The organism is Pseudomonas sp. BP6, assembly GCF_017875935.1.
GTDB lineage: Bacteria > Pseudomonadota > Gammaproteobacteria > Pseudomonadales > Pseudomonadaceae > Aquipseudomonas > Aquipseudomonas putida_Y.
In genome coordinates, this window is sequence record NZ_JAGINI010000001.1 from 97,495 (window position 1) to 122,512 (window position 25,018).

Below are 25,018 nucleotides of genomic sequence, written 5' to 3' on the forward strand. Positions count from 1 at the left end.
TGCCGGCCCCTTCGCGGGTAAACCCGCGCCTACAACAAGCGCGATCCCCGCGAATAGGCCGGCACAGGCGACATCAATATTGATACCTGGCCAACGCCTGAGGCAGCGCATGCATGGCAAAGAACGCCAGCAGCGCCACGCATGCCGGCAACACCAGCCACCACACCCGAAGCGGCAGGGCCGGCAGGGCCTGCTGGCGTTGCACCAATGTCAGGCTGAGTGCACACACGCAACAGGCCAGAAGGGCCCCGGCCAGGATGTCGGTTGGCCAGTGCGCCCCCAGGTACACCCGCGACAGGGCAATCGCCAGCGCCGGAATGCACCCCAGCATCACCCAGGTCAGACGCATCCGTGGTGGCTGCCCACGCCCTGCCAGCACGGCCATTACCAGAAAGAACGCGAACGATGCCGAGCTGTGCCCGCTGGGCATGCTGTAGCTGGTCAGTGGGTCGGTCAATACTTCCGGCCGTGCCCGGGCAAATAGCCATTTCAGGGTGCCGTTGGCGATCGCCGTACCCATCAGCGCACCAGCGGCGAAAAATGCATGTCGCCACTGGCGGGCAAGCAGCAGCAGGCCGGTCAGCAGGCCGCCGAGGAAGAACTGGGTGCGGAAATCGCCTAGTCGTGTCACCAGTACCACGGTACTGTCGATGGCCTGGCTGCGATGCTCCTGGACCAGTGTCATCACGCCTTGGTCGAACTCATGGAAGTAGGGCCAGCCAAGGAATACACCGGCCAGGGCGATAAAGCTGAGAGCGGCAACCAGCCGCGTGCCGTGGCGCTGGTCACGCAGGCTGGTATTCAGGCTCAGGCCGATCAGCACTGCGAGGGCGCCGGCAATGATCCCGGCGTCCAGCCAGAAGCCTTCCGGCAGGGGCAGGCGCATGGCGGCGCCGGTGGCCCAGCCGGGTAGCAGGTAGGCTACCGACCAGCCGGCACCCGCCAACAGGCTGACAGCGATGAAACGCGGCAGGGGCATGTCGAACATGCCGGCGACCATTGGCAGCATCGGCCGCAGCGGGCCGATGAAACGGCCTACCAGCAGGCTGGCGATGCCATAACGCTGGAAGTAGCTTTCGGCGCTGCCGATCCATTCTGGATGGTGGCGGAGCAGCGGCAGGCGGCGGATGTTCTGGTGAAAGTACTTGCCCACTGCGTAAGACAGGGCGTCGCCCAGCAGGCCGCCGAGAAAGCCGAGGAGCAGCGTTTCGCCCAGGCTGAACGCGCCGTTGCCGGCCAGTACCGCAACGGCGAACAGCAGTATGGTGCCCGGCACGATAATGCCGGCGATGGCCAGGCATTCGATGCAGGCCACCAGGAAAATCGCCAGGCCAAGCCACTGCGGGTTGGCGCTGAGCCAGCCGGTCAGGCTGTCGAGCCATTGGCCCATGTTCAGCTTCCTTGTTCGAGAATGAAGAAATCACGGCCTTCGACTTGGCCGCGGCGTAACGGGTTCCGCGTGCAGAAACGGGCGTACTCGGCGTCGACGAAGCGGTACGGCAGGTGCTCGTCGCGCCCGTGCGGGATGCCCAGGCGAGCGGCCTGGACCACTCGGGGCACGGCGTTGCCGCAGTCCTCGACGTACAGGCGTTCGGCGTCAAAACGCTGGGCGTCCCAGTGCGGCACTTTCAGGCCCAGGGCCCGGCATAGCAGGGTCTGGCCGGCGCACAGGTGTTGTTCCGGGCGTAGGTTGCCGCTCGCATCGGGGTTGTTCAGTTGCATCTGCGCCAGGCTGTCGGGCCCCGAGAGGGTGTCCTGCCAAGGATAGGCAGACTTGATCAGCACGGCGTTGCCCGGCCCTTGGGCGCTGAAGTTCAGCGAGTCGCCGCCGCGGGCGTAGTACATGTAGATGTGCCCACCATCCAGGAACAGCGCCTTGCGTTTTTCGGTGTAGCCGAGCGAGGCGTGGCTACCTTTGTCGGCAAGGTAGTAGGCCTCGGTCTCGATGATGCGCGCGGCCAGCCACAGGTCGCCGTGGCGGTGGCGGATGACCTTGCCCAGCAGGGCCTTGGCCAGGGTCTGGGCGTCGCGGTCGAAAAAGCTGTCGGGCAGGGCTGGCATGCGGGCAGTTCGTGGCTGGAGGGGCAGGGATGATAGCAATGAATGGCTTAATCGAGGCTGAATTGGATGGTGATGTTGGCAGTGCCGGCTCTTTCGCAGGCATGCCCGCTCCCACTGGTGGTGCATAGGTCCAGGCCTTGTGAAATCCCTGTGGGAGCGGGCGCGCCCGCGAAAGGGCCGCAACAGGAGGTGCCAATCTCGATAACCCCGGTTACATCTTTCCTGCGCATTGCCCCATCCATTTTCTACCATCCGCCACCCGCCGCTGGGCGTACACCTGCGCGGCAGTTATAATCAGCCGATTTCCCCTTCGCCAAGACACCGAACCCATGACTGAGTCCGTTCTTGACTATATGACCCGCTTGGGTCGCGCTGCCCGTGAGGCTTCCCGGGTGATTGGCCGTGCCAGCACCGCGCAGAAGAACCGCGCCCTGCAAGCCGCCGCCGACGCGCTGGACGCTGCCCGTGCCGAACTCACTGCTGCCAACGAGCTGGACCTGGCCGCCGGCCGCGCCAGTGGTCTGGAGCCCGCACTGCTCGACCGCCTGGCGCTGACCCCTGCGCGCATCGACGGCATGATCACCGGCTTGCGCCAGGTGGCCAGCCTGCCGGACCCGGTCGGTGCCATTCGCGACATGAGCTACCGTCCATCGGGCATTCAGGTAGGCAAGATGCGTACCCCGCTGGGGGTGATCGGGATCATCTATGAATCGCGCCCGAACGTGACCATTGATGCTGCCAGCCTGTGCCTCAAGTCGGGGAACGCAACCATCCTGCGTGGCGGTTCCGAAGCCATCCATTCCAACCGCGCCATTGCCACCTGCATCCAGCGCGGCCTGGCCGAAGCCGGCTTGCCGGCAGCGGTGGTGCAGGTGGTCGAAACCACCGACCGCGAAGCCGTGGGCGCGCTGATCAGCATGCCGGAATTCGTCGATGTCATCGTGCCGCGCGGAGGCCGTGGCCTGATCGAGCGCATCAGCCGCGATGCCCGCGTACCGGTGATCAAGCACCTGGACGGTATCTGCCACATCTATGTCAGCCAGCATGCCGACCTGGACAAGGCCTGGAATGTGGCCTTCAACGCCAAGACCTACCGCTACGGCATTTGCGGGGCCATGGAAACGCTGCTGGTCGACCAACAAGTGGCTGAGCGCTTCCTGCCAGAAATGGCCCGCCGCTTCGTGGAGAAGGGCGTGGAGCTGCGCGGTTGCGAGCGTACCCAGGCTATCATCAGCGCCAAACCGGCCACCGAAGCCGACTGGCACGCGGAATACCTCGATGCGATCCTGTCGATTCGCGTGGTCGACGGCCTGAACCAGGCCATCGAGCACATCAACCACTACGGCTCGCACCACACCGACTCGATCATCAGCGAACACCAGGGTGAAGCCCGTCAGTTCATGGCTGAGGTCGATTCGGCGTCGGTCATGCTCAACACCCCGACCTGCTTTGCCGATGGCTTCGAGTACGGCCTGGGTGCGGAAATCGGTATTTCCACCGACAAGCTACATGCCCGCGGCCCTGTGGGCCTGGAAGGCCTGACCTGCGAGAAGTATGTGGTGATCGGTGATGGCCAGTTGCGCGGCCAGGGGTCCTGCTGAGTTGAGCAAGGCCCAGGCAGTCCGGCGCATCGGCATTCTAGGTGGTACCTTCGACCCCGTGCATATCGGCCACTTGCGCAGCGCGCTGGAAGTGGCCGAGTTCATGGGGCTGGATGAGCTACGCCTGTTGCCCAATGCCCGGCCGCCGCACCGCGACACGCCACAGGTGGCTGCGCAGGATCGCCTGGCCATGGTCCGTGAAGCGGTGCAGGGCGTCGTTTGCCTGAGCGTCGATGCCCGCGAGCTGGAACGTGACAAGCCGTCGTACACCATCGATACGCTGGAATCGATCCGCGCCGAACTGTCCGGCAACGACCAGCTGTTCCTGGTGCTGGGTTGGGATGCCTTCTGTGGCCTGCCCGCCTGGCATCGCTGGGAAGAATTGCTGCAATACTGTCACATCCTGGTACTGCAACGTCCGGATGCCGACGTAGAACCCCCTGACGAGTTGCGCAACCTGTTGGCTGCGCGCTCGGAGAGCGATCCCACCGCCATGTCCGGCCCGGCGGGAAATATTTCGTTCGTCTGGCAGACGCCGCTTGCGGTGTCGGCTACACAGATCCGACAGCTGCTGGCCAGCGGCAAATCGGTGAGGTTCCTGGTGCCGGACGCCGTACTGGCCTATATCGAGGCGCACGAACTGTATCGTGCGCCCAACTGACGGTGCCTCTGGCGCCTCATCCAACGAGTTGAACGAGTTTTATATGACCAAGCAGAAAATTTACGGCGAAGAACTGGTCGCAGTGACCAAGGCCGCGCTGGAAGACGTCAAGGCCCAGGACATCCAGGTCATCGACGTGCGCGAGAAGCACAGCCTGACCGACTACATGATCATTGCCACCGGTACCTCCAACCGCCAGATCAACGCGATGGCCGAAAAGGTCCGTGAAGCGGTCAAGGCCAAGGGCGCCCAGCCACTGGGTGAAGAAGGCAAGGGCGATAGCGACTGGGTGCTGCTGGACCTGAACGACGTCATCGTGCATATGATGACCGCCGCTGCCCGCCAGTTCTATGACCTTGAGCGTCTGTGGCAGGGTGCCGAGCAAAGCCGTGCCGCCGATGGCAAGCACCACAGCCCGGACCATGCCCACGAGTACTCCGACAAGCTCAAAGACCGCGAATAAGGAAAGCGCTGTGCGTCTGCGCCTGATTGCAGTCGGCTCGCGTATGCCAAAGTGGGTCGAGGAAGGCTGGCATGAATATGCCAAGCGCCTGCCCGCTGAGCTGTCGCTGGAGCTGGTGGAAATCCCGCTGAACACCCGTGGCAAGAATGCGGACGTCGCTCGCCTGATCCGTCAGGAGGGCGAAGCCATGCTGAGCAAGGTGCAACCTGGGGAACGCATTGTCACCCTCGAGGTCCATGGCAAGCCCTGGAGTACCGAGCAGTTGGCCACCGAGCTGGACCGCTGGCGCCTGGATGCGCGCACGGTGAATTTGATGGTGGGCGGCCCGGAGGGCCTGGCGCCTGAGGTTTGCGCACGCGCCGAGCAACGTTGGTCGCTGTCGCCGCTGACTTTGCCGCACCCGTTGGTAAGGATACTCATCGGCGAGCAGATCTATCGCGCCTGGACCGTGTTGTCCGGGCACCCTTACCACAAATGAGCCTGTAAGCAGTCCGATGTCGCAGCCGATCCGTCTCAAGGACCACGAGAAAGACGCCCGCCTGGTGCGCAAGCGCGTCGTGGTCGGCGCAGTGGCGATCATGCTGCTTGTTTGCGTGTTGATCGCGCGGCTGTACTACCTGCAGATCATCCAGTACGACTACCACTCCACGCTGTCGGAGAACAACCGGGTGCATGTGCAGCCGATCCCGCCGACGCGCGGGCTGATCTTCGACCGCAACGGGGTGATCGTTGCCGACAACCGGCCCAGCTTCAGCCTGTCGATGACCCGCGAACGTGCAGGTAACTGGCAGGAAGTGCTGGATACGATCGTCGAAGTGCTGGATCTTACCGCTGACGACCGCGCCCTGTTCGAAAAGCGCATGCGCCAAGGCCGCCGGCCATTCGAGCCGGTGCCGATCCTGTTCGAACTCAATGAAGAGCAGATCGCCCGTGTGGCGGTAAACCAGTTCCGCCTGCCAGGTGTGGAAGTGGTGGCCCAGTTGGTGCGGCATTACCCGCAGGGTGCGCATTTCGCCCACTCGGTGGGTTACGTAGGGCGGATCAACGAGAAAGAGCTGAAAACGCTCGACCCGGTGAACTACAGCGGTACCCACCATATTGGCAAGACCGGCATCGAGCGCTTCTACGAGGATGCCCTGCACGGCCAGGTGGGTTACGAGGAAGTCGAGACCAACGCCCGTGGCCGCGTGCTGCGGGTGCTCAAGCGCACCGACCCGAAGCCGGGCAAAGACATTGTGCTGAGCCTGGACATCAAGCTGCAGGAGGCCGCCGAAGCCGCCCTGGGAGGCCGGCGTGGTGCAGTGGTTGCGCTCGATCCGCGAACCGGCGAAGTCCTGGCGATGGTGAGTCAGCCTAGCTTCGACCCCAACCTGTTCGTCACCGGCATCAGCTTCAAGGCCTATGGTGAATTGCGCGACTCGATCGATCGGCCGCTATTCAACCGCGTGCTGCGTGGCCTGTACCCGCCGGGTTCGACCATCAAGCCGGCGGTGGCTATTGCCGGACTGGACAGTGGCGTTGTCAATGCCAGCAGCAGGGTGTTTGACCCAGGCTACTACCAGCTGCCCAACTACGACCATAAATACCGTAACTGGAACCGCTCCGGTGATGGCTGGGTGGATCTGGATACTGCCATCATGCGCTCGAACGACACCTACTTCTATGACCTTGCGCACAAGATGGGTATCGATCGGTTGTCCATCTACATGAACAAGTTCGGTATCGGCCAGCGGGTTTCCCTCGACATGTTCGAGGAGTCTGCCGGGTTGATGCCGTCGCGCGAATGGAAGCGAGCCACCCGTCGCCAGGCCTGGTTCCCCGGCGAAACCCTGATTCTCGGCATCGGCCAGGGCTACATGCAGGCAACGCCGCTGCAACTGGCCCAGGCCACTGCACTGATCGCCAACAAAGGCGTGTGGAACCGCCCGCACCTGGCCAAGACCATCGAAGGCCAGCCGCCGGTGGACAACAACCCGATGGAAAACATCGTGCTGCGTGACAAGTCCGATTGGGCCAAGGTCACCCATGGCATGGAGCAGGTGATGCACAACGCCCGCGGTACCGCGCGCAAAGCAGCTGCCGGTGCCCAGTACCGTATTGCAGGCAAGAGCGGTACCGCTCAGGTGGTGGCGATCAAGCAGGGCGAGAGGTACGACCGCAACAAACTTCAGGAGCGCCACCGCGACCATGCCCTGTTCGTCGCTTTTGCCCCAGCCGAAGCCCCGAAAATCGTGGTCTCGGTGATGGTCGAGAACGGTGAGTCCGGCTCGGGTGTCGCCGCACCGGTGGTACGCCAGATCATGGACGCCTGGTTGCTCGACGAAAATGGCCAGCTCAAACCCGAGTTCGCGCCAGCCACCGTTACCCAGGAATCGGCCCTGTGATGAACAATTTCGATCGCATGCTCTCCAGCGAGGATGTGATGCGTCGGCGTGCCAGCTTTCTGCAGCGCATCCATATCGACGGCCCCTTGCTGATCATTCTGCTGACCCTTGCAGCCGGCAGCCTGTTCGTACTGTATTCGGCCAGTGGCAAGAACTGGGACCTGCTGCTCAAGCAAGCCACCTCGTTTGGCATCGGTCTGGTGTCGATGTTCGTCATCGCCCAGCTGGAGCCGCGCTTCATGGCGCGCTGGGTGCCGCTGGCCTACCTCACCGGAGTGCTGCTGCTGGTGGTGGTGGACGTGATGGGCCACAACGCCATGGGTGCCACGCGCTGGATCAACATCCCAGGGGTGATCCGCTTCCAGCCCTCGGAATTCATGAAGATCATCATGCCGGCGACCATCGCCTGGTACCTGTCCAAGCGCACCTTGCCGCCCCATTTGAAGCACGTGGCGATCAGCCTGGTGCTGATCGGTGTGCCGTTCATGCTGATCGTGCGTCAGCCCGACCTGGGGACCGCGCTGCTGATCCTGGCCTCCGGTGCGTTCGTGCTGTTCATGGGCGGCTTGCGCTGGCGCTGGATTCTCAGCGTGCTGGCGGCAGCAGTGCCAGTCGCAGTGGCAATGTGGTTCTTCGTCATGCACGACTACCAGAAGCAGCGGGTATTGACCTTCCTCGACCCTGAAAGCGACCCGTTGGGCACCGGTTGGAACATCATCCAGTCCAAGGCGGCGATCGGCTCGGGCGGGGTGTTTGGCAAAGGCTGGCTGCTTGGCACACAGTCGCACCTGGACTTTCTGCCGGAAAGCCACACCGACTTCATCATCGCCGTGCTCGGCGAGGAGTTCGGCCTGGTCGGCATCTGCCTGCTGCTGATTGTCTACCTGCTGCTGATCGGCCGTGGCCTGGTGATCACGGCCCAGGCGCAGACCCTGTTTGGCAAGCTGCTTGCGGGCAGCCTGACCATGACCTTTTTTGTATACGTATTCGTCAATATCGGAATGGTAAGTGGCCTTCTGCCCGTGGTGGGCGTGCCGCTACCGTTCATCAGCTATGGCGGAACATCGTTGGTGACGCTGCTGTCAGCGTTTGGCGTTTTGATGTCGATCCATACGCACCGCAAATGGATCGCGCAGGTTTGAATAAGGTGAACAATTTCATGCAAGCAGTGCGTAACTGGGCTGCCCGTTGTGCGCCTTGGATCGGAGCGATGGGCCTGTTCGGCGCTGTACAGCTGGCCCATGCCGGCGAATACGACGGCTCGCCCCAGGTAGCCGCGTTCGTTGGCGAACTGAGCCGCGACTATGGTTTTGCGCCTGAGCAACTGATGGGTGTGTTTCGTGAGGTGCAGCGCAAGCAGTCGATCCTCGACGCCATATCGCGCCCGGCCGAACGGGTCAAACCGTGGAAGGACTACCGGCCGATGTTCATCACCGATGCGCGTATCGCTCGCGGTGTGGACTTCTGGCGCCAGCACGAGGCCGTATTGACGCGGGCCGAGCAGGAGTACGGCGTACCTGCGCAGTACATTGTCGCGATCATTGGCGTGGAAACCTTTTTTGGCCGCAATACCGGCAACTACCGGGTGATCGACGCCCTGTCGACGCTGGGCTTCGACTATCCGCCACGGGCCGAATTCTTCCGCAAGGAGCTGCGTGAGTTCCTGCTGCTGGCCCGCGAGGAACAGCTCGACCCCTTGACGCTCAAGGGGTCATACGCCGGTGCCATGGGGCTGCCGCAGTTCATGCCAAGCAGCTTCCGCCACTACGCGGTGGACTTCGACGGGGACGGCCATATCAATATCTGGAACAACCCTGACGATGCCATCGGCAGCGTGGCCAGCTACTTCAAGCGCCACGGCTGGGTGGCCGGGCAGGGTGTGGTCAGTCGCGCCAGGGTGGCCGGCGAGCGCGTCGACGAAGGCCTGACGACCGGCATCGAGCCGGTGAAAACGGTTGGAGAGTTGCGTACGCTTGGCTGGTCGGTTCATGATTCCCTGCGCGATGATCTGCCGGTTACCGCCTTCCGTCTCGAAGGCCAGAACGGTCCCGAGTACTGGATGGGCCTGAAGAACTTCTACGCGATCACTCGCTACAACCGCAGCGTGATGTATGCCATGGCGGTACATCAGCTTGCGGAACAGCTGGTTCAAGTACGGGGCATCAAGTAATGCGCGCAATCATCTCTGCCAACTCTTTCAAGCTGCTCACCTGCCTCACCGTCGGTGTGGCGCTGGCCAGCTGCTCTTCCAACCGCCCGGCCCCGCAAAGCAGTGGTAATGTCGTGCGCAGCCAGCCGGGCCTTGACATCAACCGGGCGCACAAGGACGGCGCACCGTGGTGGGACGTGGATGTGAACAAGATCCCCGATGCCACGCCGACCGTGCACACCGGTAACTACAAGGCCAACCCGTACACCGTGCTTGGCAAGACCTACTACCCGATACAGGACTCGCGCAACTACCGCGCCGAGGGTACGGCGTCATGGTACGGCACCAAATTCCACGGGCAGAACACTGCCAACGGTGAGCTGTACGACCTGTATGGCATGAGCGCAGCGCACAAGACCCTGCCACTGCCAGCCTATGTGCGGGTGACCAACCTGGCGAACGGCCGCAGCGTGATCCTTCGCGTGAACGACCGCGGCCCGTTCTACTCCGACCGTATCATCGACTTGTCCTATGCTGCGGCGAAAAAGCTCGGCTATGCCGAAATCGGCACTGCGCACGTGCGCGTCGAGGGTATCGATCCGAAGCAGTGGTGGGCTCAGCGTGGCCAGACGCCGCCGATGGTGTTGAAGGAGCCGCAAGTGGCGCAAACCCAGGCAATACCGGCCAGCACCGGGCGTGTCGAGCAATGGAACCCGCCACCACAGCAACACGCAGCACCAGTGGTCCCGGTGCAGGTGGGTGGCAACAACGTGCCCGGCGGCAACGCTGGCAGTTTCTTGCAGGTAGGCGCTTTCGCCAACCCTGACGCTGCCGAGTTGCTGCGCGCCAAGCTCAGCACCATGGTCAGTGCACCCGTGTTCATCAGCTCGATCGTGCGTAACCAGCAGACCCTGCACCGCGTGCGCCTGGGGCCGATCGGCAGCCAGGGTGAGATCCGGCAAGCACAAGACAGCATTCGCTTGGCGAACTTGGGGCAGGCCAAGGTGGTCACAGCAGACTGACTGCGGTTTTGTCATGAATTGCCGGGCTCGGCCATGTACAATGACAGCTTTTGCCCGCAGCGACATAAAGCCGCACGTTCGCGGGCCAGGCCAACGGCCATAAAACTAGACTGACTGGCGCTGGGCACATGATCTTGCCCAGGGAACATCTCAGACCATTAGCGATTTTCGAGAGACGGATGAACATCACCAACCTTGCCAAACGACTTTGCCTGCCTGTACTGCTGCTGATCACGCCTGTCGCCTTCGCGGCCGAGCAGATGACGCCGGCGCCACCACAACTGGCAGCCAAGTCCTACGTACTCATGGACGCGTCCAGCGGCAACGTGCTGGTCGAGAACAACGGTGACGAGCGCCTGCCGCCAGCCAGCCTGACCAAGCTGATGACCGCCTACATCGCCACGCTGGACATCCGACGTGGCCAGATCGGTGAAAACGACCCGGTCACCGTCAGCGAAAACGCATGGCGTACCGGCGGTTCGCGCATGTTCATCAAGGTTGGCAGCCAGGTAACGGTCAGCGACCTGCTGCACGGCATCATCATCCAGTCCGGTAACGACGCCTCGGTCGCCTTGGCCGAGCATATCGCCGGCAGCGAAGACGCCTTCGCCGACATGATGAACAAGACGGCTGCCGACCTGGGCATGACCAACAGCCACTTCATGAACCCGACCGGCCTGCCTAACCCTGAGCACTACTCGTCGGCGCACGACATGGCGACCCTGGCCCGTGCGATCATCAGTGTCGATCCGGCCCACTACGCCATCTACTCGCAGAAAGAGTTCTTGTGGAACAACATCAAGCAGCCTAACCGCAACCTGCTGCTGTGGCGTGACAAGACCGTCGATGGCCTGAAAACCGGTCACACCGACGAAGCCGGCTACTGCATGGTGGCCTCTGCCGTACGTGACGGCCAGCGCCTGATCGCCGTGGTGTTCGGTACCAACAGCGAACAATCGCGTGCTGCCGAAACCCAGAAGCTGCTGACCTACGGTTTCCGCTTCTTCGAAACCCAAACCTTCTACCAGAAGGGCACCGAGCTGACCCAGGCACCGGTCTGGAAGGGTGCGACCAGCCAAGTCAAGGCTGGCCTGGCGGACGACCTGACCATGACCATGCCTAAAGGCCAATTGAAGCGCCTGCAGGCTTCGATGACCATGAACCCGCAGCTCACCGCACCGATCGCCAAAGGTGACGTGATCGGCAAAGTGGAAGTCAAACTGGACGAGAAAGTGGTTCACAGCGCCGACCTGATCGCCCTTGATGGCGTCGAGGAAGGTGGTTTCTTCCGCCGTATGTGGGATAGCATCCGTCTATTCTTCTACGGGTTGTTCAACTGATACGTGACCTGCATGCCCCCGCGCATACCGCGGGGGTGTTGTTGTTGCCACGGCTTACGAGGCCGTTTCCGCCATGAGCGAACCAGACGTCAAGTCGCACAAGATCGAATTCCCCTGCGACGATTACCCGATCAAGGTCATCGGTGACACCGTTGTCGGTTTCAAGGACACGGTCATCGAGATTCTCAGCAAGCACGCCAAAGTCGACCTTTCCACCCTGGCCGAACGCCAGAGCAAGGAAGGCAAGTACACCACCGTGCAATTGCACATCGTTGCCGAAAGCGAGAACCAGTTGCACGATATCAACAGCGCTCTGCGCGCTACTGGCATCGTGAAAATGGTGCTCTGATGTCCGCCTGCCTCGGTTTTCGCGAGCTTGGCCTGCAGCCCTATGAACCGGTGCTCGAGGCCATGCGTCGTTTTACCGAGCTGCGCAGCCCGGACAGCCAGGATGAAATCTGGCTGGTCGAGCACCCTGCGGTCTTCACTCAGGGGCAGGCCGGCAAGGCCGAACACCTGCTGGTGCCGGGCGACATCCCGGTGGTGCAGACCGACCGCGGCGGCCAGGTCACCTACCATGGCCCCGGCCAGCTGGTGGCCTACCTGCTGCTGGATGTGCGCCGGCTGGGCTTTGGCGTGCGTGAGTTGGTCAGCCGTATCGAGCAGGCCCTCATCGACCTGCTCGCCAGCTATGCTGTTCAGGCGTCTGCCAAGCCTGATGCCCCGGGTGTCTATGTCGACGGAGCGAAAATCGCCTCCCTCGGCCTGCGAATTCGCAACGGCCGTTCGTTTCACGGCCTTGCCCTGAACGTGGACATGGACCTTGCGCCATTCCGCCGAATCAACCCCTGCGGCTATGCGGGGCTGGCGATGACCCAGCTGCGCGACCTGGCAGGTCCGATCGAACTCGACGAGGTCAGGACAAGGCTGCGCGGACAGCTGGTCAAGCACCTCGACTACGCTGAGCAGACGACCCTCACGGGCGGAATCGACTGAATATGACAACTGTGCAAGAAGCCGTGCCGAACCTGATACCTACCCAGGATGCCACCCCGCGCCCAGCGCCGAAGAAGGTGGAAGCTGGGGTCAAGCTGCGTGGTGCCGACAAAGTCGCGCGCATCCCGGTGAAGATCATCCCTACCGATGAGCTGCCAAAGAAGCCCGACTGGATTCGCGTGCGTATCCCGGTGTCGCCCGAGGTAGACCGCATCAAGCAACTGCTGCGCAAGCACAAACTGCACAGCGTGTGCGAAGAAGCATCCTGCCCGAACCTGGGCGAGTGCTTCTCGGGTGGTACCGCCACCTTCATGATCATGGGTGACATCTGCACCCGTCGTTGCCCGTTCTGTGACGTTGGCCACGGCCGACCGAAGCCGCTGGATCTGGACGAGCCGAAAAACCTGGCGGTTGCCATTGCCGACCTGCGCCTGAAGTATGTGGTGATCACCTCGGTGGACCGCGACGACCTGCGTGACGGTGGTGCCCAGCACTTTGCTGACTGCATCCGCGAAATCCGCGCGCTGTCGCCGGGCGTGCAGTTGGAGACCTTGGTGCCGGACTACCGCGGCCGTATGGACGTTGCCCTGGAAATCACCGCGCAAGAGCCGCCGGATGTGTTCAACCACAACCTCGAGACCGTACCGCGCCTGTACAAGGCCGCGCGCCCGGGGTCGGACTATGACTGGTCGCTGGACCTGCTGCAGAAGTTCAAGCAGTTGGTGCCGCACGTACCGACCAAGTCGGGCCTGATGCTCGGCCTGGGTGAGACCGACGAGGAAGTGATCGAAGTGATGCACCGCATGCGCGAGCATGACATCGACATGCTTACCCTCGGCCAGTACCTGCAGCCGTCGCGCAGCCATTTGCCGGTGCAGCGTTTCGTTCACCCGGACACCTTTGCCTGGTTCGCCGAGGAGGGCTACAAGATGGGCTTCAAGAACGTTGCTTCTGGCCCGCTGGTGCGTTCTTCGTACCACGCCGACCAGCAGGCTCACGAAGCCAAGATCAAGCTCTGAGCTATGCTCTAGCCAAGAGCAGAGCCACAGATGCCGATGCGCGCCCAAGGGCGGCATCGGCATTTTTGTTTGTGTCCCATGCGCTGCAAGGAGCCGCGATGTATTGCGCCAAAACCTTCCAACCCACCCTGCCAGCCGCGTTGCCGGCCAACGCGTGCTTTGCCATTGTCGCCCCGGCGGGCGCGGCGCGGCTTGATGCGCACAACGTTAGCCAGTGGTTCGTCGACCGCGGCTACCGTTGCTGTATCTACCCGGGTGCCCTGCAGGCGCAGGGCTACCTGGCTGGGCCGGACCAGCAGCGCCTGCAGGACTTGCACGCAGCCTTTGCCGATCCGGCCATTGACGCCATTCTGTGCATGCGTGGGGGGTACGGCAGCATGCGCTTGCTTGATCAGCTCGACTTCGAACTGATCCGACGCAACCCCAAGCCGCTGATCGGCTACAGCGACATCACCGCGCTGCATACGGCGATCTACCGGCATGCCGGACTGGTGACCTTCCATGGGGGGATGCTCAATGCCGACCTGCTGGGGGCCAAGTTGCCACCTACCGAGTCGTCGTTGCTGGCGCAGCTGGGTGGGCTTGTGAAGGCAGGCGAGCAGGTCGCGCACCCGGAGGGCTTCGCTTTGGATAGCGTGCTGCCGGGGGGGGCCAGCGGGCCGCTGTTGGGTGGCAACCTGTCGATGCTGGGTGCGACCATGGGGACGCTTGCCGAGCTGGATACCCAAGGCTGCATCCTGTTCATCGAGGACGTCAACGAGCCGTTGTACCGGGTGGATCGGCTGCTGACCCAGTTACGCCTGGCAGGCAAGCTGGAGGGGATCAAAGGCGTGCTGGTGGGTGACTTTGCCGGGATTACCACAGCGGCGCTGACGCCGTTGCTGGAGGATACGTTTGCACCGCTGGGGGTGCCGGTGCTGGCGGGTTGGCGCAGCGGGCATTGTGACCCGAATGTATGCTTGCCGCTGGGGGCTCGGGTAAGGCTGGACAGTGTTCAGCAAACACTGGTGCTGGAGCAGGATCTGTTCAGGGCGTGAGATTGTCGGGGCCGCGCAGCGGCCCCGAAATGCTTACTGCTGCCGCAGGCTCTCAAGCAGCTTATGGGTCGGGTAGCCATCCGCTGGCCATCCCAGCCCTTGCTGGGCATTGCGGATCGCCTTGCGGGTATTGGCCCCGATAATGCCATCGGCTTTACCCGCATCATGCCCGCGGCTGTTCAACAAGTGCTGCAGCTCCATGCGCTCGCTGCGACTGAGCGGCAGGTCCTCTTTCGGCCAGCTGCCGGCAATGAAGCCCCAGCCGCTGAAGCGATCCCCGAGCAGGCTCACTGCCAAGGCATAGGACGACGAGTTGTTGTACTTGAGGATGGCGCGGAAGTTGTCCAGCACCAGGAACGCCGGGCCGCGTGCACCGGCCGGCAGCAGAAGGGCGGCAGACAGTTGGTTGCTACCTGCTGGCAGGCGGGTACCTGCTGGCAGTTTTAAGCCCATCGCCAGCCATTCACTCACCGGTTTGCGCTGTGCGCCATCGGCCTGCCAGAAGTCGAAACCAGCCGGCACCTGTACCTCGAAGCCCCACGGTTGGCCGCGTTTCCAGCCCGAACTCTGCAGGTAGTGCGCTGTTGAGGCCAGGGCGTCTGGTGTGCTGTTCCAGATGTCGCGGCGGCCATCGCCGTCGAAGTCCACGGCATGGGTGTTGTAGGTGGTCGGGATGAACTGGGTCTGGCCCATGGCGCCGGCCCACGAGCCCCGCATGGCTTCAGGCTGGATGTCACCATGCTGGATGATCTGCAGCGCGGCAATCAGCTGGTCCTGGGCGAACTGTGGGCGGCGGCCCTCATAGGCCAAAGTGGCCAGCGAGCGGATCACCGACTTGCTGCCCTGGAACTGACCGAAGTTGCTTTCCATGCCCCACACCGCGACCAGCACCTGGCGGTCCACGCCATATTGTTGCTCGAGGCGAGTCAGCAGCTCAGCGTTCTGCACCAGCAGCTTCTTGCCGTTGCGCACACGCAGGGGCGACAGGGCGCCTTCGAGATATTCCCATACCGGGCGGGTGAACTCCGGCTGGCTGCGATCTGCCTTGATCACGTCCAGGTCGGGGGTGACACCGAGGAAGGCGCGGTCGAAGGTGCTCGGCGAAATGCCGGCTTGCAGGGCCTGCTCGCGGAAGCCCGCTTGCCATTGGGCGAAGGTTTGCAGAGGCTGGATTTCAGTGCTGACGTCGGGCGTTGCGCCGGGCACGGTCACCACTGGGTTGGGTTGGGCAGGGGCCAGCGGCAGCGCGTCGGCGGCGGTGGGCTTTTCCGCACAGGCCACGAGCAGGATGAAGCTGGAGGCCGCGATCAGCTGGCGGGTTTCCCAGCGGGGGATAATACGGAAGAGCATGCACAGATCCAGAGTTGCAGGTCAGGTGACGACCATATCATGCCTGCGCTTGCGATGCTTTCATGCAGCCAAAAAGTAGGAAGCCTCCCAATCTCTCGATTGGAAGGCTTCGCGGCGGTAGCTGCCTTTGCCCTTGTTCGGTTGTTCCTGGCGGCAGCGGAACAGTGGCTGGGCGATGATGGACTTGGCCTTGTTGGGGCCGTGCTTTTTCGGCTTTTTGCTCATGGCGGTCTCCCGGGGTTGGGTGGGTTTCGGGCGCACTGTAGGCCCCCCGAGGGGTGGGGGCCAATTGATTGTGTATATGATCGAGGCTCTGGTGCCTATGCAGGCGCGGGCCTGCGCCCAATCGCCAATGTGTGTCCGCCCCCGATCAGGTGTAGGAGCGGGTTTACCCGCGAATACGGTAGCGGCGTCAACGGTGAACGGCGGGTGGAGACTGGCCAGCAGGGCCGGCCTCTTCGCGGGTGAACCCGCTCCTACACGACGGCCTGTGTCCAACCCCTGATGTGTGTCCGCCACCGATCAGGTGTAGGAGCGGGTTCACCCGCGAATACGGTGGCGGCTGCGACGGCGAATGACCGGGGATATTGACCAGCAGCCCCGGCCCTTTCGCGGGTAAACCCGCCCCTACATGGGCGGCAGGGTCAGGCGCTGGCCAGCCATCAACAGCGACAGCCGCGCCAGGCCAATCCAGGGCGAACCTTCTGCCTGCCCTTTGATCTGCGCATCGATACGCTGGGCATCCTGCAGCAGTTGTGCCCAGCGCTGCGCCGAGAGGCGCTGCAGGGCCTTGCTGACCAGCGGTCGGCGTTTGTCCCAGATGGGCGGGCGGGCCTGGCTGAACGCTTTGTCCAATGGCACGCCTTGGCTGAACTGCTGGGCCAGCCCCGCCAGCTGACGCAGCTCACGGGCCAAGGCCCAGAGGATGACGGGCGGCTCCACACCTTCACCGCGCAAGCCTTCGAGCATGCGCAGGGCATGCGCAGCCTCGCCGTTGAGAATGGCATCGACCAGGCCGAAGACATCGAAGCGGGCGCTGTCGGCGACGGCAGCCTGCACGGTTTCCACGGTGATCTGACTGCCTTCGGCCAGCAACTTGAGCTTTTCGATTTCCTGCGCGGCTGCCAGCAGGTTGCCTTCCACGCGCGCGGCAATCAGGTCGACGGCATCACGCTGGGCTGACAGGCCGGCCTGTTGCAGGCGCTGGTTGATCCACTGAGGCAACTGGTGCACATCCACCGGCCAGATCTGGATGAACTGGCAATGGGCGCCTTCGATCAATGCCTTGCCCCACTTGGTCTTCTGCGCACTGCTGTCGAGCTTGGGCAGGCTGATCAGCAACAGCGTGTCTTCGGCGGGATTGGCGCAGTATTCCATCAGCGCGGCGGCACCTTTGTCACCGGGCTTGCCTGAGGGCAGGCGCAGTTCCAGCAGGCGGCGCTGGGCGAACAGCGACAGGCTTGCACCCGCCTGGAGCAGGGTGCCCCAGTCGAAGTTGGCGTCGGCACTGAATACCTGGCGTTCATCGAAACCTTGCTGACGCGCGGCATTGCGGATGGCGTCGGCGGCTTCCTGGCACAGCAGCGGGTCGTCGCCGCTGACCACGTAGACCGGTGCCAGGGCGCCTTGCAGGTGCTTGTTGAGTTGGGCAGGGGCGAGTTTCATGGGAGCAGGCGAGGCGCCCGAGGGCGCCCCTCACGGGCTTAGTTGCCCGGAACTTCCAGTGGCGATTGCTGAGGCGTCTCGGCTTGCTGGCGGCGGGCTGCTTCCAGCGCGGCAGCTTCGGCGCTGGCACGCTCGTCGGCTTTACGCTGCAGCTCATCCAGCTGGGACGGGGACAGCATTTGCAAGCGTACGACCATGGCGTTGACCAGGTCGCGGCGCATTTCTTCGCGGGCGCGTTTGGCTTCCTGCTCGGAGCCGGTGATGTTCGAGCCGTCACGCACGTAGACCTTGCGCACCTCCAGCTTGTCGCTCATCAGCTCCAGGTTGTTCAGGCCCAGGATGCTGTAGTCCAGCTTGGTGGTCAGCTCGTACTCGGCGGTACGGTTGCCACTGTTGTAGGTGGCCGAGCGCTCGCGCTCCTGTTCGTTGGTCAGCACCAGGCGATACGGTGCGCCGGCGTGCACGTTGACGCCGCTACGTTCCAGTACTTCACGCAGCTGGACCACGGTCGGGCCATAGGCATTGCGCGCGCTGACGTCCATTTCCTTCACGCTCAGCTCGGTGGCGCCGGTGCCGCGCAGCTGGAAACCGCAGGCGCTGAGCATGACCGCCAGGCCGATTACCAGCAAATTGCGTTTGATCATGTTGTTGCTCCCTTTTGGGCCTGTTCCGCCCACCCGCAGCCAATGCGGGTGGGCGTTTTCATCAGTTGGCGACGATGTTGACCAGTTTGCCCGGTACCACGATGACCTTGCGGATGGTCAGGCCATCGATGAAGCGCAGGACATTCTCGTTGCTGCGGGCAGCGGCTTCGACTTCTTCGCGGCTGGCAGCAGCAGGCATCTCGACCTGGCCGCGCAGTTTACCGTTGACCTGAACCACCAAGGTAATGGTGTCCTGCACCAGCGCCTGTTCGTCGACGCTTGGCCATGCGGCATCGATCACCGACCCTGCATGGCCCAGGTGCTGCCACAGCGCGTGAGAGATGTGCGGAGTGATCGGTGCCAGCAGCAGGGTGACGGCTTCCAGGCCTTCCTGCAGCAGGGCACGGTCCTGCTCGGTGGCTTGCGGGGCCTTTTCCAGCACGTTCATCACGGTCATCACCTGGGCGATGGCGGTATTGAACTTGTGGAACTGGCCCACGTCGGTGCTGGCCTGCTTGATGGCGGCGTGAATCGCGCGGCGGATGACTTTTTGCGCGTCGTCCAGGGCGGCGACATCCAGCTTGCCTGGCAGACCCTGGCTGACGTGAGCCTGAGCCAGGCGCCAGACGCGGCGCAGGAAGCGGCTGGCACCCTCGACGCCGGAGTCGGACCATTCCAGGCTCATGTCGGGCGGCGAGGCGAACATCATGAACAGGCGGCAGGTGTCGGCGCCATAGGCTTCGATCATGGACTGCGGGTCGACGCCGTTGTTTTTCGACTTGGACATCTTTTCGGTGCCACCGATTTCCACCGGCAGGCCGTCGGTCTTCAGGCGGGCGCCAATGATCTTGGCTTTGGCATCACGCTCGATCTCGACATCGGCCGGGTTGAACCAGTCCTTGCCGCCGTTGCTGGCAACGCGGTAGTAGGTCTCTGCGACCACCATGCCCTGGGTCAGCAGGTTCTTGAACGGCTCGTTCGAGGTGACCAGGCCTTCGTCACGCATCAGCTTGTGGAAGAAGCGCGCGTACAGCAAGTGCAGGATCGCGTGTTCGATACCGCCGATGTACTGATCTACCGGCAGCCAGTGGTTGGCGGCTTTGGGGTCGACCAGGCCTTTGTCGTAGTTTGGCGAGGCGTAGCGGGCGAAGTACCAGGACGACTCGACGAAGGTGTCCATGGTGTCGGTTTCGCGCTTGGCCGGAGTACCGCATTTCGGGCAGCTGCATTCGTAGAATTCAGGCATGCGCGCCAGTGGCGAACCGGCCCCGTCCGGCACCACGTTCTCCGGCAGGGTGACCGGCAACTGGTCTTCCGGCACCGGTACGTCGCCGCAGGACGGGCAGTGGATGATCGGGATCGGGCAGCCCCAGTAGCGCTGGCGGCTGATACCCCAGTCGCGCAGGCGGAACTGGGTACGCGACTTGCCCAGTTCCTTGCGGATCAGCGCCGCTTCGATGGCGTCGAAGGCGCCAGCGAAGTCCAGGCCGTCGAATTCTGCGGAGTTGATCAGCTGGCCGTGTTCGCCATAGGCGGCCTGCCATTCGCTGCCGACTTCATCGCCAGCGCTGGTGCGCACCACGGCCTTGACCGGCAGGTTGTACTTGTGGGCGAACTCGAAGTCGCGCTCGTCGTGGGCCGGTACGGCCATTACCGCGCCATCACCGTAGTGCATCAGCACGTAGTTGGCGACCCATACTGGCAGCTTCTCGCCAGTGAGCGGGTGCTCGACCAGCAGGGAAGTGGCCATGCCCTTCTTCTCCTGGGTGGCCATGTCGGCTTCGGCAACGCTGCCGCTCTTGCACTCATCGATGAACGCCTGCAGCGCCGGGTTGCCCTGCGCGGCCTGGGTGGCCAGCGGGTGCTCGGCGGCGACGGCGACGTAGGTGGCGCCCATCAGCGTGTCCGGACGGGTGGTGAAGACCTTGAGGGTGCCTTCGTGGCCGATGCTGGCCTGGTCGTACGGGAACTGTACTTCCATGCCGCGCGATTTGCCGATCCAGTTGCGCTGCATGGTCTTGACCTGCTCAGGCCAGCCTGGCAGCTCGTCGAGGCTCTCCAGCAGTTCGTCGGCGTAGTCGGTGATGCGGAAATAGTACATCGGGATTTCGCGCTTCTCGATCAGCGCGCCCGAACGCCAGCCACGGCCGTCGATGACCTGTTCGTTGGCCAGTACGGTCTGGTCCGCCGGGTCCCAGTTCACGGTACCGTTCTTGCGGTAAATGATGCCTTTCTCGAACAGACGGGTGAACAGCCACTGCTCCCAACGGTAGTAGTCGGGTTTGCAGGTGGTGACTTCACGTGCCCAGTCGATGGCCAGGCCCAGGCTCTTGAGCTGGGTCTTCATGTAGTCGATGTTTTCGTACGTCCACTTGGCCGGGGCGACGTTGTTTTTCATCGCCGCGTTTTCCGCGGGCATGCCGAAAGCGTCCCAGCCCATCGGTTGCAGGACGTTCTTGCCCAGCATGCGCTGGTAGCGGGCAATCACGTCACCGATGGTGTAGTTGCGCACGTGGCCCATGTGTAGCTTGCCGCTCGGGTACGGGAACATCGATAGGCAATAGTAGGTGTCTTTGCCTGGCTGTTCGGTCACAGCGAACGATTGTTGCTCGTCCCAGAACTTCTGGGCGGCGGCTTCGATATCACGGGGCGTGTATTGTTCGTGCATGGCTACTTTTGGCTGAGAGAGAAGAGACCTTGTTCCAGGCAGCGGAACCTCGCTGCGTCCGGCACTCCGGTGTCGTTTAGAGTGAACGCCGTAGCATACAGCAGCGCTGCGTATCGTGGGAAACCTTCGTTGCGAATGCCCGCTGGTCGCGGCACACGGCTGCTTTTTGCAGCGACGCTAAGCTCAGGTGTGGGGGGGATATTCTTACCTTCAATGAGGTGAACGGATGGGAGAGACGCAGCTACCCGCAATCAGACCGGAGCTTTACGAGCGCCTGATCGACCGGCTTGGCCTGGCACTGGAAACGGCCAGGACCTCGGTTCGATTGCGCGACGAGATGCCAGCTGAGCTTGAGTTGCGTGGCCTGAGCCACGCAGAGTTCGAAGTGATAAAGGCCTACCTGGATTCCCTCCCGGAGCGCCACAATGCCTCTGTCGGCAGTTACCCACAAGCGGAGCCGACATCGGCCAAGATCATCTGGCTCAAGGACAAGAAACGCCCCGCCAGTAAGGCGAGATCCAGGACGCTGCCGCATCGCTAGCCGTTCAGGACGCCAGGCGCAGGCTATCGCGCGCCGGTTCTTCACTATCACACAACTCACGATCGACGCCGGTACGCACTTGTTGACCGGCGTCGATCCTTCTAGGCTGCACGCCTGCCAAGGAGGTGTGGCCGATGCCGATCCGATTCTTCATCAAACAATGGCTGATGCCGCCGGGCGTGCTGCTCTTGCTGCTGCTTGCTGCCTGGTGGCTGCGCACGCGGCGGCCACGGTTGGCGGCGCTTTGCTTTGCCGCAGGACTGGGTGGTCTGTGGCTGATGAGCCTGCCGCTGGTGGTGCAGGAAACCGCCCGTGTGCTGGAAAGTGAGCCGCCGCTGGCGGTGAGCGACTGGGCCGGCCTGGCGAGCCGGGCGGATGCCATTGTGGTGCTGGGCGCCGGGCGCGAGCGCGGGGACCCGGCCTGGGGTGGCGGTGACCAGCCCACGGCCACGGCGCTGGAGCGTATGCGCTTTGCGGCGCGGCTGGCCAAGGCCTCCGGTCTGCCAGTGTTGACCAGTGGCGGGTTGCATTACGGGACGCCGCCCAGCGAGGCGAGGCTGATGGCTGATCGCCTGCGTGAAGATTTCGCTGTCGAGGTGAAATGGCGCGAAGAGGCCAGCCGCACGACTTGGGAAAATGCCCAGCTGACGGCAAAGGTGCTGCAGCCTTTGGGAGTTCGCCGGGTGGTGCTGGTGACCCAGGCCTGGCACATGCAGCGCTCACGCTGGAGTTTTGAAAAGGCGGGGTTCGAGGTGGTGCCGGCGCCGGTGGGGTTCCTGGGGCGCGATCATGCGCGGCCGTTTGGCGGGCTGTTGCCAGAGAGCCGGGCGATGTGGCAGAGCGGGCAACTGCTTAATGAAGTTGTGGGGTTGGCGGGGTATCGGGTGTTTTACTGATTCACCGGCTTACATAGTCCCCTGTAGGAGCGGGCTTGCCCGCGAAAGGGCCGGCCCTGCCGGCCAATCTCCACCCGCCGTTCACCGTTGCCGCCACTACCGTATTCGCGGGTAAACCCGCTCCTACAGTGGCCGCGTATCGCCAATCAGACGGTTTTTGCAATACGCCCTGCCAGCAACGCCCAGCCCAGCAGCAATGCACAGACTATTGCCAGCGGCCATGAGCGCCATTGCAGGTAAGGTGTCAGCTGCTGCATCGGCACCACTTCGCCATACAGCACTGCCTGCTGGAATTGCGGAACCTGCGTGGTAATGCGGCCAAACGGGTCGATCAGCGCCGTCACGCCGTTGTTGGTGGCGCGGATCATCCAGCGGCCGGCTTCCAGCGCGCGCATCTGCGCCATCTGCAGGTGCTGCAAGGGGCCGATGGATTTGCCGAACCAGGTGTCGTTGCTGATGGTCAGCAGCAGGTCGCTACGCGCAGCCAGGCCGGCGGCGAACTCGGGGTAGACCACCTCGTAGCAGATGTAAGGGGCAATCTGGTAGCCCTTGGCCTGCAGCAGCGGCTGGTCTTCCGGGCCGCGGGCGAAGTCCGACATGGGCAGGTCGAAGAACTCGATGGCCCCACGCAGCACGTCTTGCAGCGGCACATACTCGCCAAACGGCACCAGCTTCTGCTTGAGGTAAGTACCATCGCCTTCGCCCGTGACGGTGATGCCGTTGTAGTAGCGGCGCTGGTGGTGCACTTCTTCACGCACCGGCACCCCCGTGATCAGTGCCGAGTGGCGCTCGGCGGCGAAGCGGCCCATCACGTCGATGTAGCCCTGGGCCTGGTCCTTGAGTACCGGAACAGCAGTTTCCGGCCAAACCAGCAGGTCCACTGGCCTGGAGCTGAAACTCAGGTCGCGGTATAGCGCCAGTTGCGCGTCGATGTGCCTCGGGTCCCATTTCAGGTCCTGCTCGACGTTGCCCTGGATCGCCGCCACTTTCAGCGGCTCGCCTGCCGGAATGGTCCAGGCATGGCCCTTGAGCGCCAGGCCCAGCACCCAGGGGGCCAGCAACAGCACACTGGCCACGGCCAGGAACGAGGGGCGGGTGCGCAGGCGGTGCAGGTTGCACAGCAGGGCGGCGGTGAGGGCGAGGGTGAAGGAAATCAGCCATACGCCGCCCAGCGGCGCAAGGCCGGCCAGCGGGCCGTCCAGTTGGCTATAGCCGGCGTACAGCCAGGGGAAGCCGGTCAGGAACCAGCCGCGGAAGGCCTCTTGCAGGAGCCAGAGGGCGGCGAAGCACAGGGCGTCGGCCAGTGGCGCTTCGTTGCGGCGTAGCCAGCGCGCCCACAACCAGGTGGGCAGGGCAAAGAACCAGGCCAGTGCGGCGAAGAACGCCAGTAACAGCACGATCGCCAGCAGCGGCGAGGCGCCGCCGTAGGTGTTCATGCTGACGTAGATCCACCAGGTGCCGGCGCCATACAGGCCAAACCCGAACCACCAGCCACGCCACATGGCCTGGCGCGGGCTGAGCTCGCGCAGGCCAAGGTAGAGCATCGCGATGGACAACACTGCCAGCGGCCAGATGTCGAACGGCGCCAGGGCCAGGAGGGTGGAAGCACCGGCCGCCAGGGCCAGCAGGTTACCGGGCCAGCCGGGGCGGGTGATCCAACGCATGTTTGTCCTTAACGGGTGATCGGGGTCAGGCGCAGCAAGTGTATCCGCCGGCTGTCGGCGTTGAGAATACGGAACTTGTAAGAGCCGATCTCAGTGGTTTCGTTGCGCTTGGGCAGGTGGCCAAAGGCGCTCATCACCAGGCCGCCGACCGTGTCGAACTCGTCGTCGGAGAACTCGCTGTCGAAGAACTCGTTGAAGTTCTCGATCGGGGTAAGCGCTTTGACCAGGAAATCACCGCTGGGCAGTGGCTTGATGTAGCTGTCTTCCTCGACGTCGTGCTCGTCCTCGATATCGCCGACGATCTGCTCCAGCACATCCTCGATGGTAACCAGGCCCGCCACGCCGCCATATTCGTCGATGACGATGGCCATGTGGTTGTGGTTGGCGCGGAACTCGCGCAGCAACACGTTCAGGCGCTTGGACTCGGGTACGAAGGTGGCCGGGCGCAGCAGGTCCTTGATGTTGAAGCTGTCGCCGTTCTCCTTGAGGATCAATGGCAGCAAGTCTTTGGCGAGCAGGATCCCGAGCACATCGTCATGGCTTTCGCCGATTACCGGGTAGCGCGAGTGCGCGGCGTCGATCACCGCCGGCAGGAACTCGCGAGGCGACTGGCCGGCCTTGATGCTGTTCATCTGCGAGCGCGGCACCATGATGTCGCGAACCTGCAGGTCGGCGACCTGAATGGCGCCTTCGACGATGGTCAGCGCTTCGCTGTCCAGCAATTTGTTCTGATGGGCTTCGCGCAGCAGCTCAAGCAGCTCCTGGCGGTTTTTCGGCTCATGGGCAAAAGCCTGGGTCAGTTTACCCAGCCAGGACTTCTGCCCGTTGCTCGATCGATCTTCGCTCATGGCGGTTCT

24 protein-coding genes are annotated in these 25,018 nt (G+C 63.2%); 15 read left to right on the forward strand and 9 right to left on the reverse strand.

The features are described from left to right. Nucleotides 1–73: 73 nt before the first annotated feature. Nucleotides 74–1,390 carry a bifunctional DedA family/phosphatase PAP2 family protein gene (locus tag J3A98_RS00465; RefSeq protein WP_176683202.1) on the reverse strand — a complete coding sequence of 439 codons (1,317 nt, stop codon included), beginning with the start codon at nt 1,388–1,390 and terminating at the stop codon, nt 74–76. A 2-nt stretch (nt 1,391–1,392) separates the two neighbouring features. Continuing rightward, on the reverse strand, nt 1,393–2,061 hold the full coding sequence (locus tag J3A98_RS00470) for a DNA-3-methyladenine glycosylase (RefSeq protein WP_209963228.1): 669 nt from the start codon (nt 2,059–2,061) through the stop codon (nt 1,393–1,395). A gap of 329 nt (nt 2,062–2,390) precedes the next feature. On the opposite strand from J3A98_RS00470, the gene J3A98_RS00475 reads away from it, so the two are divergent. The 13 genes from J3A98_RS00475 to J3A98_RS00535 all read left to right on the forward strand — a co-directional run bounded on the left by J3A98_RS00475 (nt 2,391) and on the right by J3A98_RS00535 (nt 14,733). Beyond that, the gene (locus J3A98_RS00475) at nt 2,391–3,662 is read left to right on the forward strand and encodes a glutamate-5-semialdehyde dehydrogenase (RefSeq protein ID WP_176683204.1); all 1,272 of its coding nucleotides are present in this window, start codon (nt 2,391–2,393) and stop codon (nt 3,660–3,662) included. After that, nucleotides 3,631–4,323 (forward strand): nicotinate-nucleotide adenylyltransferase, encoded by a 693-nt coding sequence (nadD, locus tag J3A98_RS00480; RefSeq protein ID WP_209963231.1) that lies wholly within the window; start codon nt 3,631–3,633, stop codon nt 4,321–4,323. The genes J3A98_RS00475 and nadD overlap by 32 nt, the downstream gene beginning before the upstream one ends. 43 nt (nt 4,324–4,366) lie before the next feature. Beyond that, the gene (gene rsfS, locus J3A98_RS00485) at nt 4,367–4,786 is read left to right on the forward strand and encodes a ribosome silencing factor (protein WP_009685825.1); all 420 of its coding nucleotides are present in this window, start codon (nt 4,367–4,369) and stop codon (nt 4,784–4,786) included. A gap of 10 nt (nt 4,787–4,796) precedes the next feature. Beyond that, nucleotides 4,797–5,264: a 23S rRNA (pseudouridine(1915)-N(3))-methyltransferase RlmH gene (rlmH, locus tag J3A98_RS00490; protein WP_003249722.1), complete on the forward strand. Its 468-nt coding sequence runs from the start codon at nt 4,797–4,799 to the stop codon at nt 5,262–5,264. Between the two features lie 16 nt (nt 5,265–5,280). Continuing rightward, complete coding sequence (gene mrdA, locus J3A98_RS00495) at nt 5,281–7,170, forward strand: penicillin-binding protein 2 (protein WP_176683206.1); 1,890 nt, start codon at nt 5,281–5,283, stop codon at nt 7,168–7,170. A gap of 38 nt (nt 7,171–7,208) precedes the next feature. After that, on the forward strand, nt 7,209–8,312 hold the full coding sequence (gene rodA / locus J3A98_RS00500) for a rod shape-determining protein RodA (RefSeq protein WP_176683257.1): 1,104 nt from the start codon (nt 7,209–7,211) through the stop codon (nt 8,310–8,312). 17 nt (nt 8,313–8,329) lie between these two features. Next, the gene (gene mltB, locus J3A98_RS00505; protein WP_176683207.1) at nt 8,330–9,340 is read left to right on the forward strand and encodes a lytic murein transglycosylase B; all 1,011 of its coding nucleotides are present in this window, start codon (nt 8,330–8,332) and stop codon (nt 9,338–9,340) included. Next, the gene (locus J3A98_RS00510) at nt 9,340–10,341 is read left to right on the forward strand and encodes a septal ring lytic transglycosylase RlpA family protein (protein WP_209963235.1); all 1,002 of its coding nucleotides are present in this window, start codon (nt 9,340–9,342) and stop codon (nt 10,339–10,341) included. The genes mltB and J3A98_RS00510 overlap by 1 nt, the downstream gene beginning before the upstream one ends. A gap of 179 nt (nt 10,342–10,520) precedes the next feature. Then, entirely contained in the window at nt 10,521–11,681 is a 1,161-nt protein-coding gene (locus J3A98_RS00515; RefSeq protein ID WP_176683209.1) for a D-alanyl-D-alanine carboxypeptidase family protein, read from the forward strand. A gap of 73 nt (nt 11,682–11,754) precedes the next feature. Continuing rightward, nucleotides 11,755–12,030: a DUF493 domain-containing protein gene (locus J3A98_RS00520; protein WP_003249736.1), complete on the forward strand. Its 276-nt coding sequence runs from the start codon at nt 11,755–11,757 to the stop codon at nt 12,028–12,030. Continuing rightward, on the forward strand, nt 12,030–12,677 hold the full coding sequence (lipB, locus tag J3A98_RS00525) for a lipoyl(octanoyl) transferase LipB (protein WP_209963237.1): 648 nt from the start codon (nt 12,030–12,032) through the stop codon (nt 12,675–12,677). The genes J3A98_RS00520 and lipB overlap by 1 nt, the downstream gene beginning before the upstream one ends. 2 nt (nt 12,678–12,679) lie before the next feature. Next, entirely contained in the window at nt 12,680–13,696 is a 1,017-nt protein-coding gene (gene lipA, locus J3A98_RS00530; RefSeq protein ID WP_003249742.1) for a lipoyl synthase, read from the forward strand. 98 nt (nt 13,697–13,794) lie between these two features. Continuing rightward, the gene (locus tag J3A98_RS00535; RefSeq protein WP_209963240.1) at nt 13,795–14,733 is read left to right on the forward strand and encodes an LD-carboxypeptidase; all 939 of its coding nucleotides are present in this window, start codon (nt 13,795–13,797) and stop codon (nt 14,731–14,733) included. 33 nt (nt 14,734–14,766) lie between these two features. On the opposite strand, the gene J3A98_RS00540 is transcribed toward J3A98_RS00535, so the two are convergent. The 5 genes from J3A98_RS00540 to leuS form a co-directional block, all read right to left on the reverse strand. After that, nucleotides 14,767–16,083, reverse strand: coding sequence for a lytic murein transglycosylase (locus tag J3A98_RS00540; RefSeq protein ID WP_209963243.1), 1,317 nt, complete (start codon nt 16,081–16,083; stop codon nt 14,767–14,769). 60 nt (nt 16,084–16,143) lie between these two features. Continuing rightward, a complete protein-coding gene (gene arfA / locus J3A98_RS00545) occupies nt 16,144–16,308 on the reverse strand; it encodes an alternative ribosome rescue factor ArfA (RefSeq protein ID WP_003257578.1) in 165 nt (54 codons plus the stop codon). 402 nt (nt 16,309–16,710) lie between these two features. After that, nucleotides 16,711–17,748, reverse strand: a complete 1,038-nt coding sequence (gene holA / locus J3A98_RS00550; protein WP_176683213.1) for a DNA polymerase III subunit delta — start codon at nt 17,746–17,748, stop codon at nt 16,711–16,713. Between the two features lie 38 nt (nt 17,749–17,786). After that, entirely contained in the window at nt 17,787–18,392 is a 606-nt protein-coding gene (lptE, locus tag J3A98_RS00555) for an LPS assembly lipoprotein LptE (protein ID WP_176683214.1), read from the reverse strand. Between the two features lie 61 nt (nt 18,393–18,453). Continuing rightward, nucleotides 18,454–21,060, reverse strand: coding sequence for a leucine--tRNA ligase (gene leuS / locus J3A98_RS00560; protein ID WP_209963246.1), 2,607 nt, complete (start codon nt 21,058–21,060; stop codon nt 18,454–18,456). 226 nt (nt 21,061–21,286) lie between these two features. Here leuS and J3A98_RS00565 point away from each other — a divergent pair, with 226 nt between their 5' ends. Together J3A98_RS00565 and J3A98_RS00570 are read left to right on the forward strand one after the other, a co-directional pair. Continuing rightward, nucleotides 21,287–21,601, forward strand: a complete 315-nt coding sequence (locus J3A98_RS00565) for a hypothetical protein (RefSeq protein ID WP_176683216.1) — start codon at nt 21,287–21,289, stop codon at nt 21,599–21,601. A 134-nt stretch (nt 21,602–21,735) separates the two neighbouring features. Beyond that, nucleotides 21,736–22,497 carry a YdcF family protein gene (locus J3A98_RS00570; RefSeq protein WP_209963249.1) on the forward strand — a complete coding sequence of 254 codons (762 nt, stop codon included), beginning with the start codon at nt 21,736–21,738 and terminating at the stop codon, nt 22,495–22,497. Between the two features lie 146 nt (nt 22,498–22,643). Here the strand turns inward: J3A98_RS00570 and lnt are convergent, their stop codons facing one another. Together lnt and J3A98_RS00580 are read right to left on the reverse strand one after the other, a co-directional pair. Further along, entirely contained in the window at nt 22,644–24,161 is a 1,518-nt protein-coding gene (gene lnt / locus J3A98_RS00575) for an apolipoprotein N-acyltransferase (protein ID WP_209963252.1), read from the reverse strand. Nucleotides 24,162–24,169: 8 nt separating this feature from the next. Then, entirely contained in the window at nt 24,170–25,009 is an 840-nt protein-coding gene (locus J3A98_RS00580) for an HlyC/CorC family transporter (protein ID WP_003249762.1), read from the reverse strand. Nucleotides 25,010–25,018: the final 9 nt, after the last annotated feature.

Excerpts from the sequence above, each read along its gene's own strand:
- J3A98_RS00520 (WP_003249736.1), top strand. The coding sequence starts at position 11,755 with ATGAGCGAACCAGACGTCAAGTCGCACAAGATCGAATTCCCCTGCGAC.
- J3A98_RS00510 (WP_209963235.1), top strand. The coding sequence starts at position 9,340 with ATGCGCGCAATCATCTCTGCCAACTCTTTCAAGCTGCTCACCTGCCTC.
- lptE (WP_176683214.1), bottom strand. The coding sequence starts at position 18,392 with ATGATCAAACGCAATTTGCTGGTAATCGGCCTGGCGGTCATGCTCAGC.
- rodA (WP_176683257.1), top strand. The coding sequence starts at position 7,209 with ATGCGTCGGCGTGCCAGCTTTCTGCAGCGCATCCATATCGACGGCCCC.
- lipB (WP_209963237.1), top strand. The coding sequence starts at position 12,030 with ATGTCCGCCTGCCTCGGTTTTCGCGAGCTTGGCCTGCAGCCCTATGAA.
- J3A98_RS00515 (WP_176683209.1), top strand. The coding sequence starts at position 10,521 with ATGAACATCACCAACCTTGCCAAACGACTTTGCCTGCCTGTACTGCTG.
- J3A98_RS00470 (WP_209963228.1), bottom strand. The coding sequence starts at position 2,061 with ATGCCAGCCCTGCCCGACAGCTTTTTCGACCGCGACGCCCAGACCCTG.
- holA (WP_176683213.1), bottom strand. The coding sequence starts at position 17,748 with ATGAAACTCGCCCCTGCCCAACTCAACAAGCACCTGCAAGGCGCCCTG.
- J3A98_RS00570 (WP_209963249.1), top strand. The coding sequence starts at position 21,736 with ATGCCGATCCGATTCTTCATCAAACAATGGCTGATGCCGCCGGGCGTG.
- J3A98_RS00540 (WP_209963243.1), bottom strand. The coding sequence starts at position 16,083 with ATGCTCTTCCGTATTATCCCCCGCTGGGAAACCCGCCAGCTGATCGCG.
- J3A98_RS00475 (WP_176683204.1), top strand. The coding sequence starts at position 2,391 with ATGACTGAGTCCGTTCTTGACTATATGACCCGCTTGGGTCGCGCTGCC.
- lnt (WP_209963252.1), bottom strand. The coding sequence starts at position 24,161 with ATGCGTTGGATCACCCGCCCCGGCTGGCCCGGTAACCTGCTGGCCCTG.
- J3A98_RS00535 (WP_209963240.1), top strand. The coding sequence starts at position 13,795 with ATGTATTGCGCCAAAACCTTCCAACCCACCCTGCCAGCCGCGTTGCCG.
- mltB (WP_176683207.1), top strand. The coding sequence starts at position 8,330 with ATGCAAGCAGTGCGTAACTGGGCTGCCCGTTGTGCGCCTTGGATCGGA.
- mrdA (WP_176683206.1), top strand. The coding sequence starts at position 5,281 with ATGTCGCAGCCGATCCGTCTCAAGGACCACGAGAAAGACGCCCGCCTG.
- J3A98_RS00580 (WP_003249762.1), bottom strand. The coding sequence starts at position 25,009 with ATGAGCGAAGATCGATCGAGCAACGGGCAGAAGTCCTGGCTGGGTAAA.
- rsfS (WP_009685825.1), top strand. The coding sequence starts at position 4,367 with ATGACCAAGCAGAAAATTTACGGCGAAGAACTGGTCGCAGTGACCAAG.
- arfA (WP_003257578.1), bottom strand. The coding sequence starts at position 16,308 with ATGAGCAAAAAGCCGAAAAAGCACGGCCCCAACAAGGCCAAGTCCATC.
- nadD (WP_209963231.1), top strand. The coding sequence starts at position 3,631 with ATGGCCAGTTGCGCGGCCAGGGGTCCTGCTGAGTTGAGCAAGGCCCAG.
- lipA (WP_003249742.1), top strand. The coding sequence starts at position 12,680 with ATGACAACTGTGCAAGAAGCCGTGCCGAACCTGATACCTACCCAGGAT.
- J3A98_RS00565 (WP_176683216.1), top strand. The coding sequence starts at position 21,287 with ATGGGAGAGACGCAGCTACCCGCAATCAGACCGGAGCTTTACGAGCGC.
- J3A98_RS00465 (WP_176683202.1), bottom strand. The coding sequence starts at position 1,390 with ATGGGCCAATGGCTCGACAGCCTGACCGGCTGGCTCAGCGCCAACCCG.
- leuS (WP_209963246.1), bottom strand. The coding sequence starts at position 21,060 with ATGCACGAACAATACACGCCCCGTGATATCGAAGCCGCCGCCCAGAAG.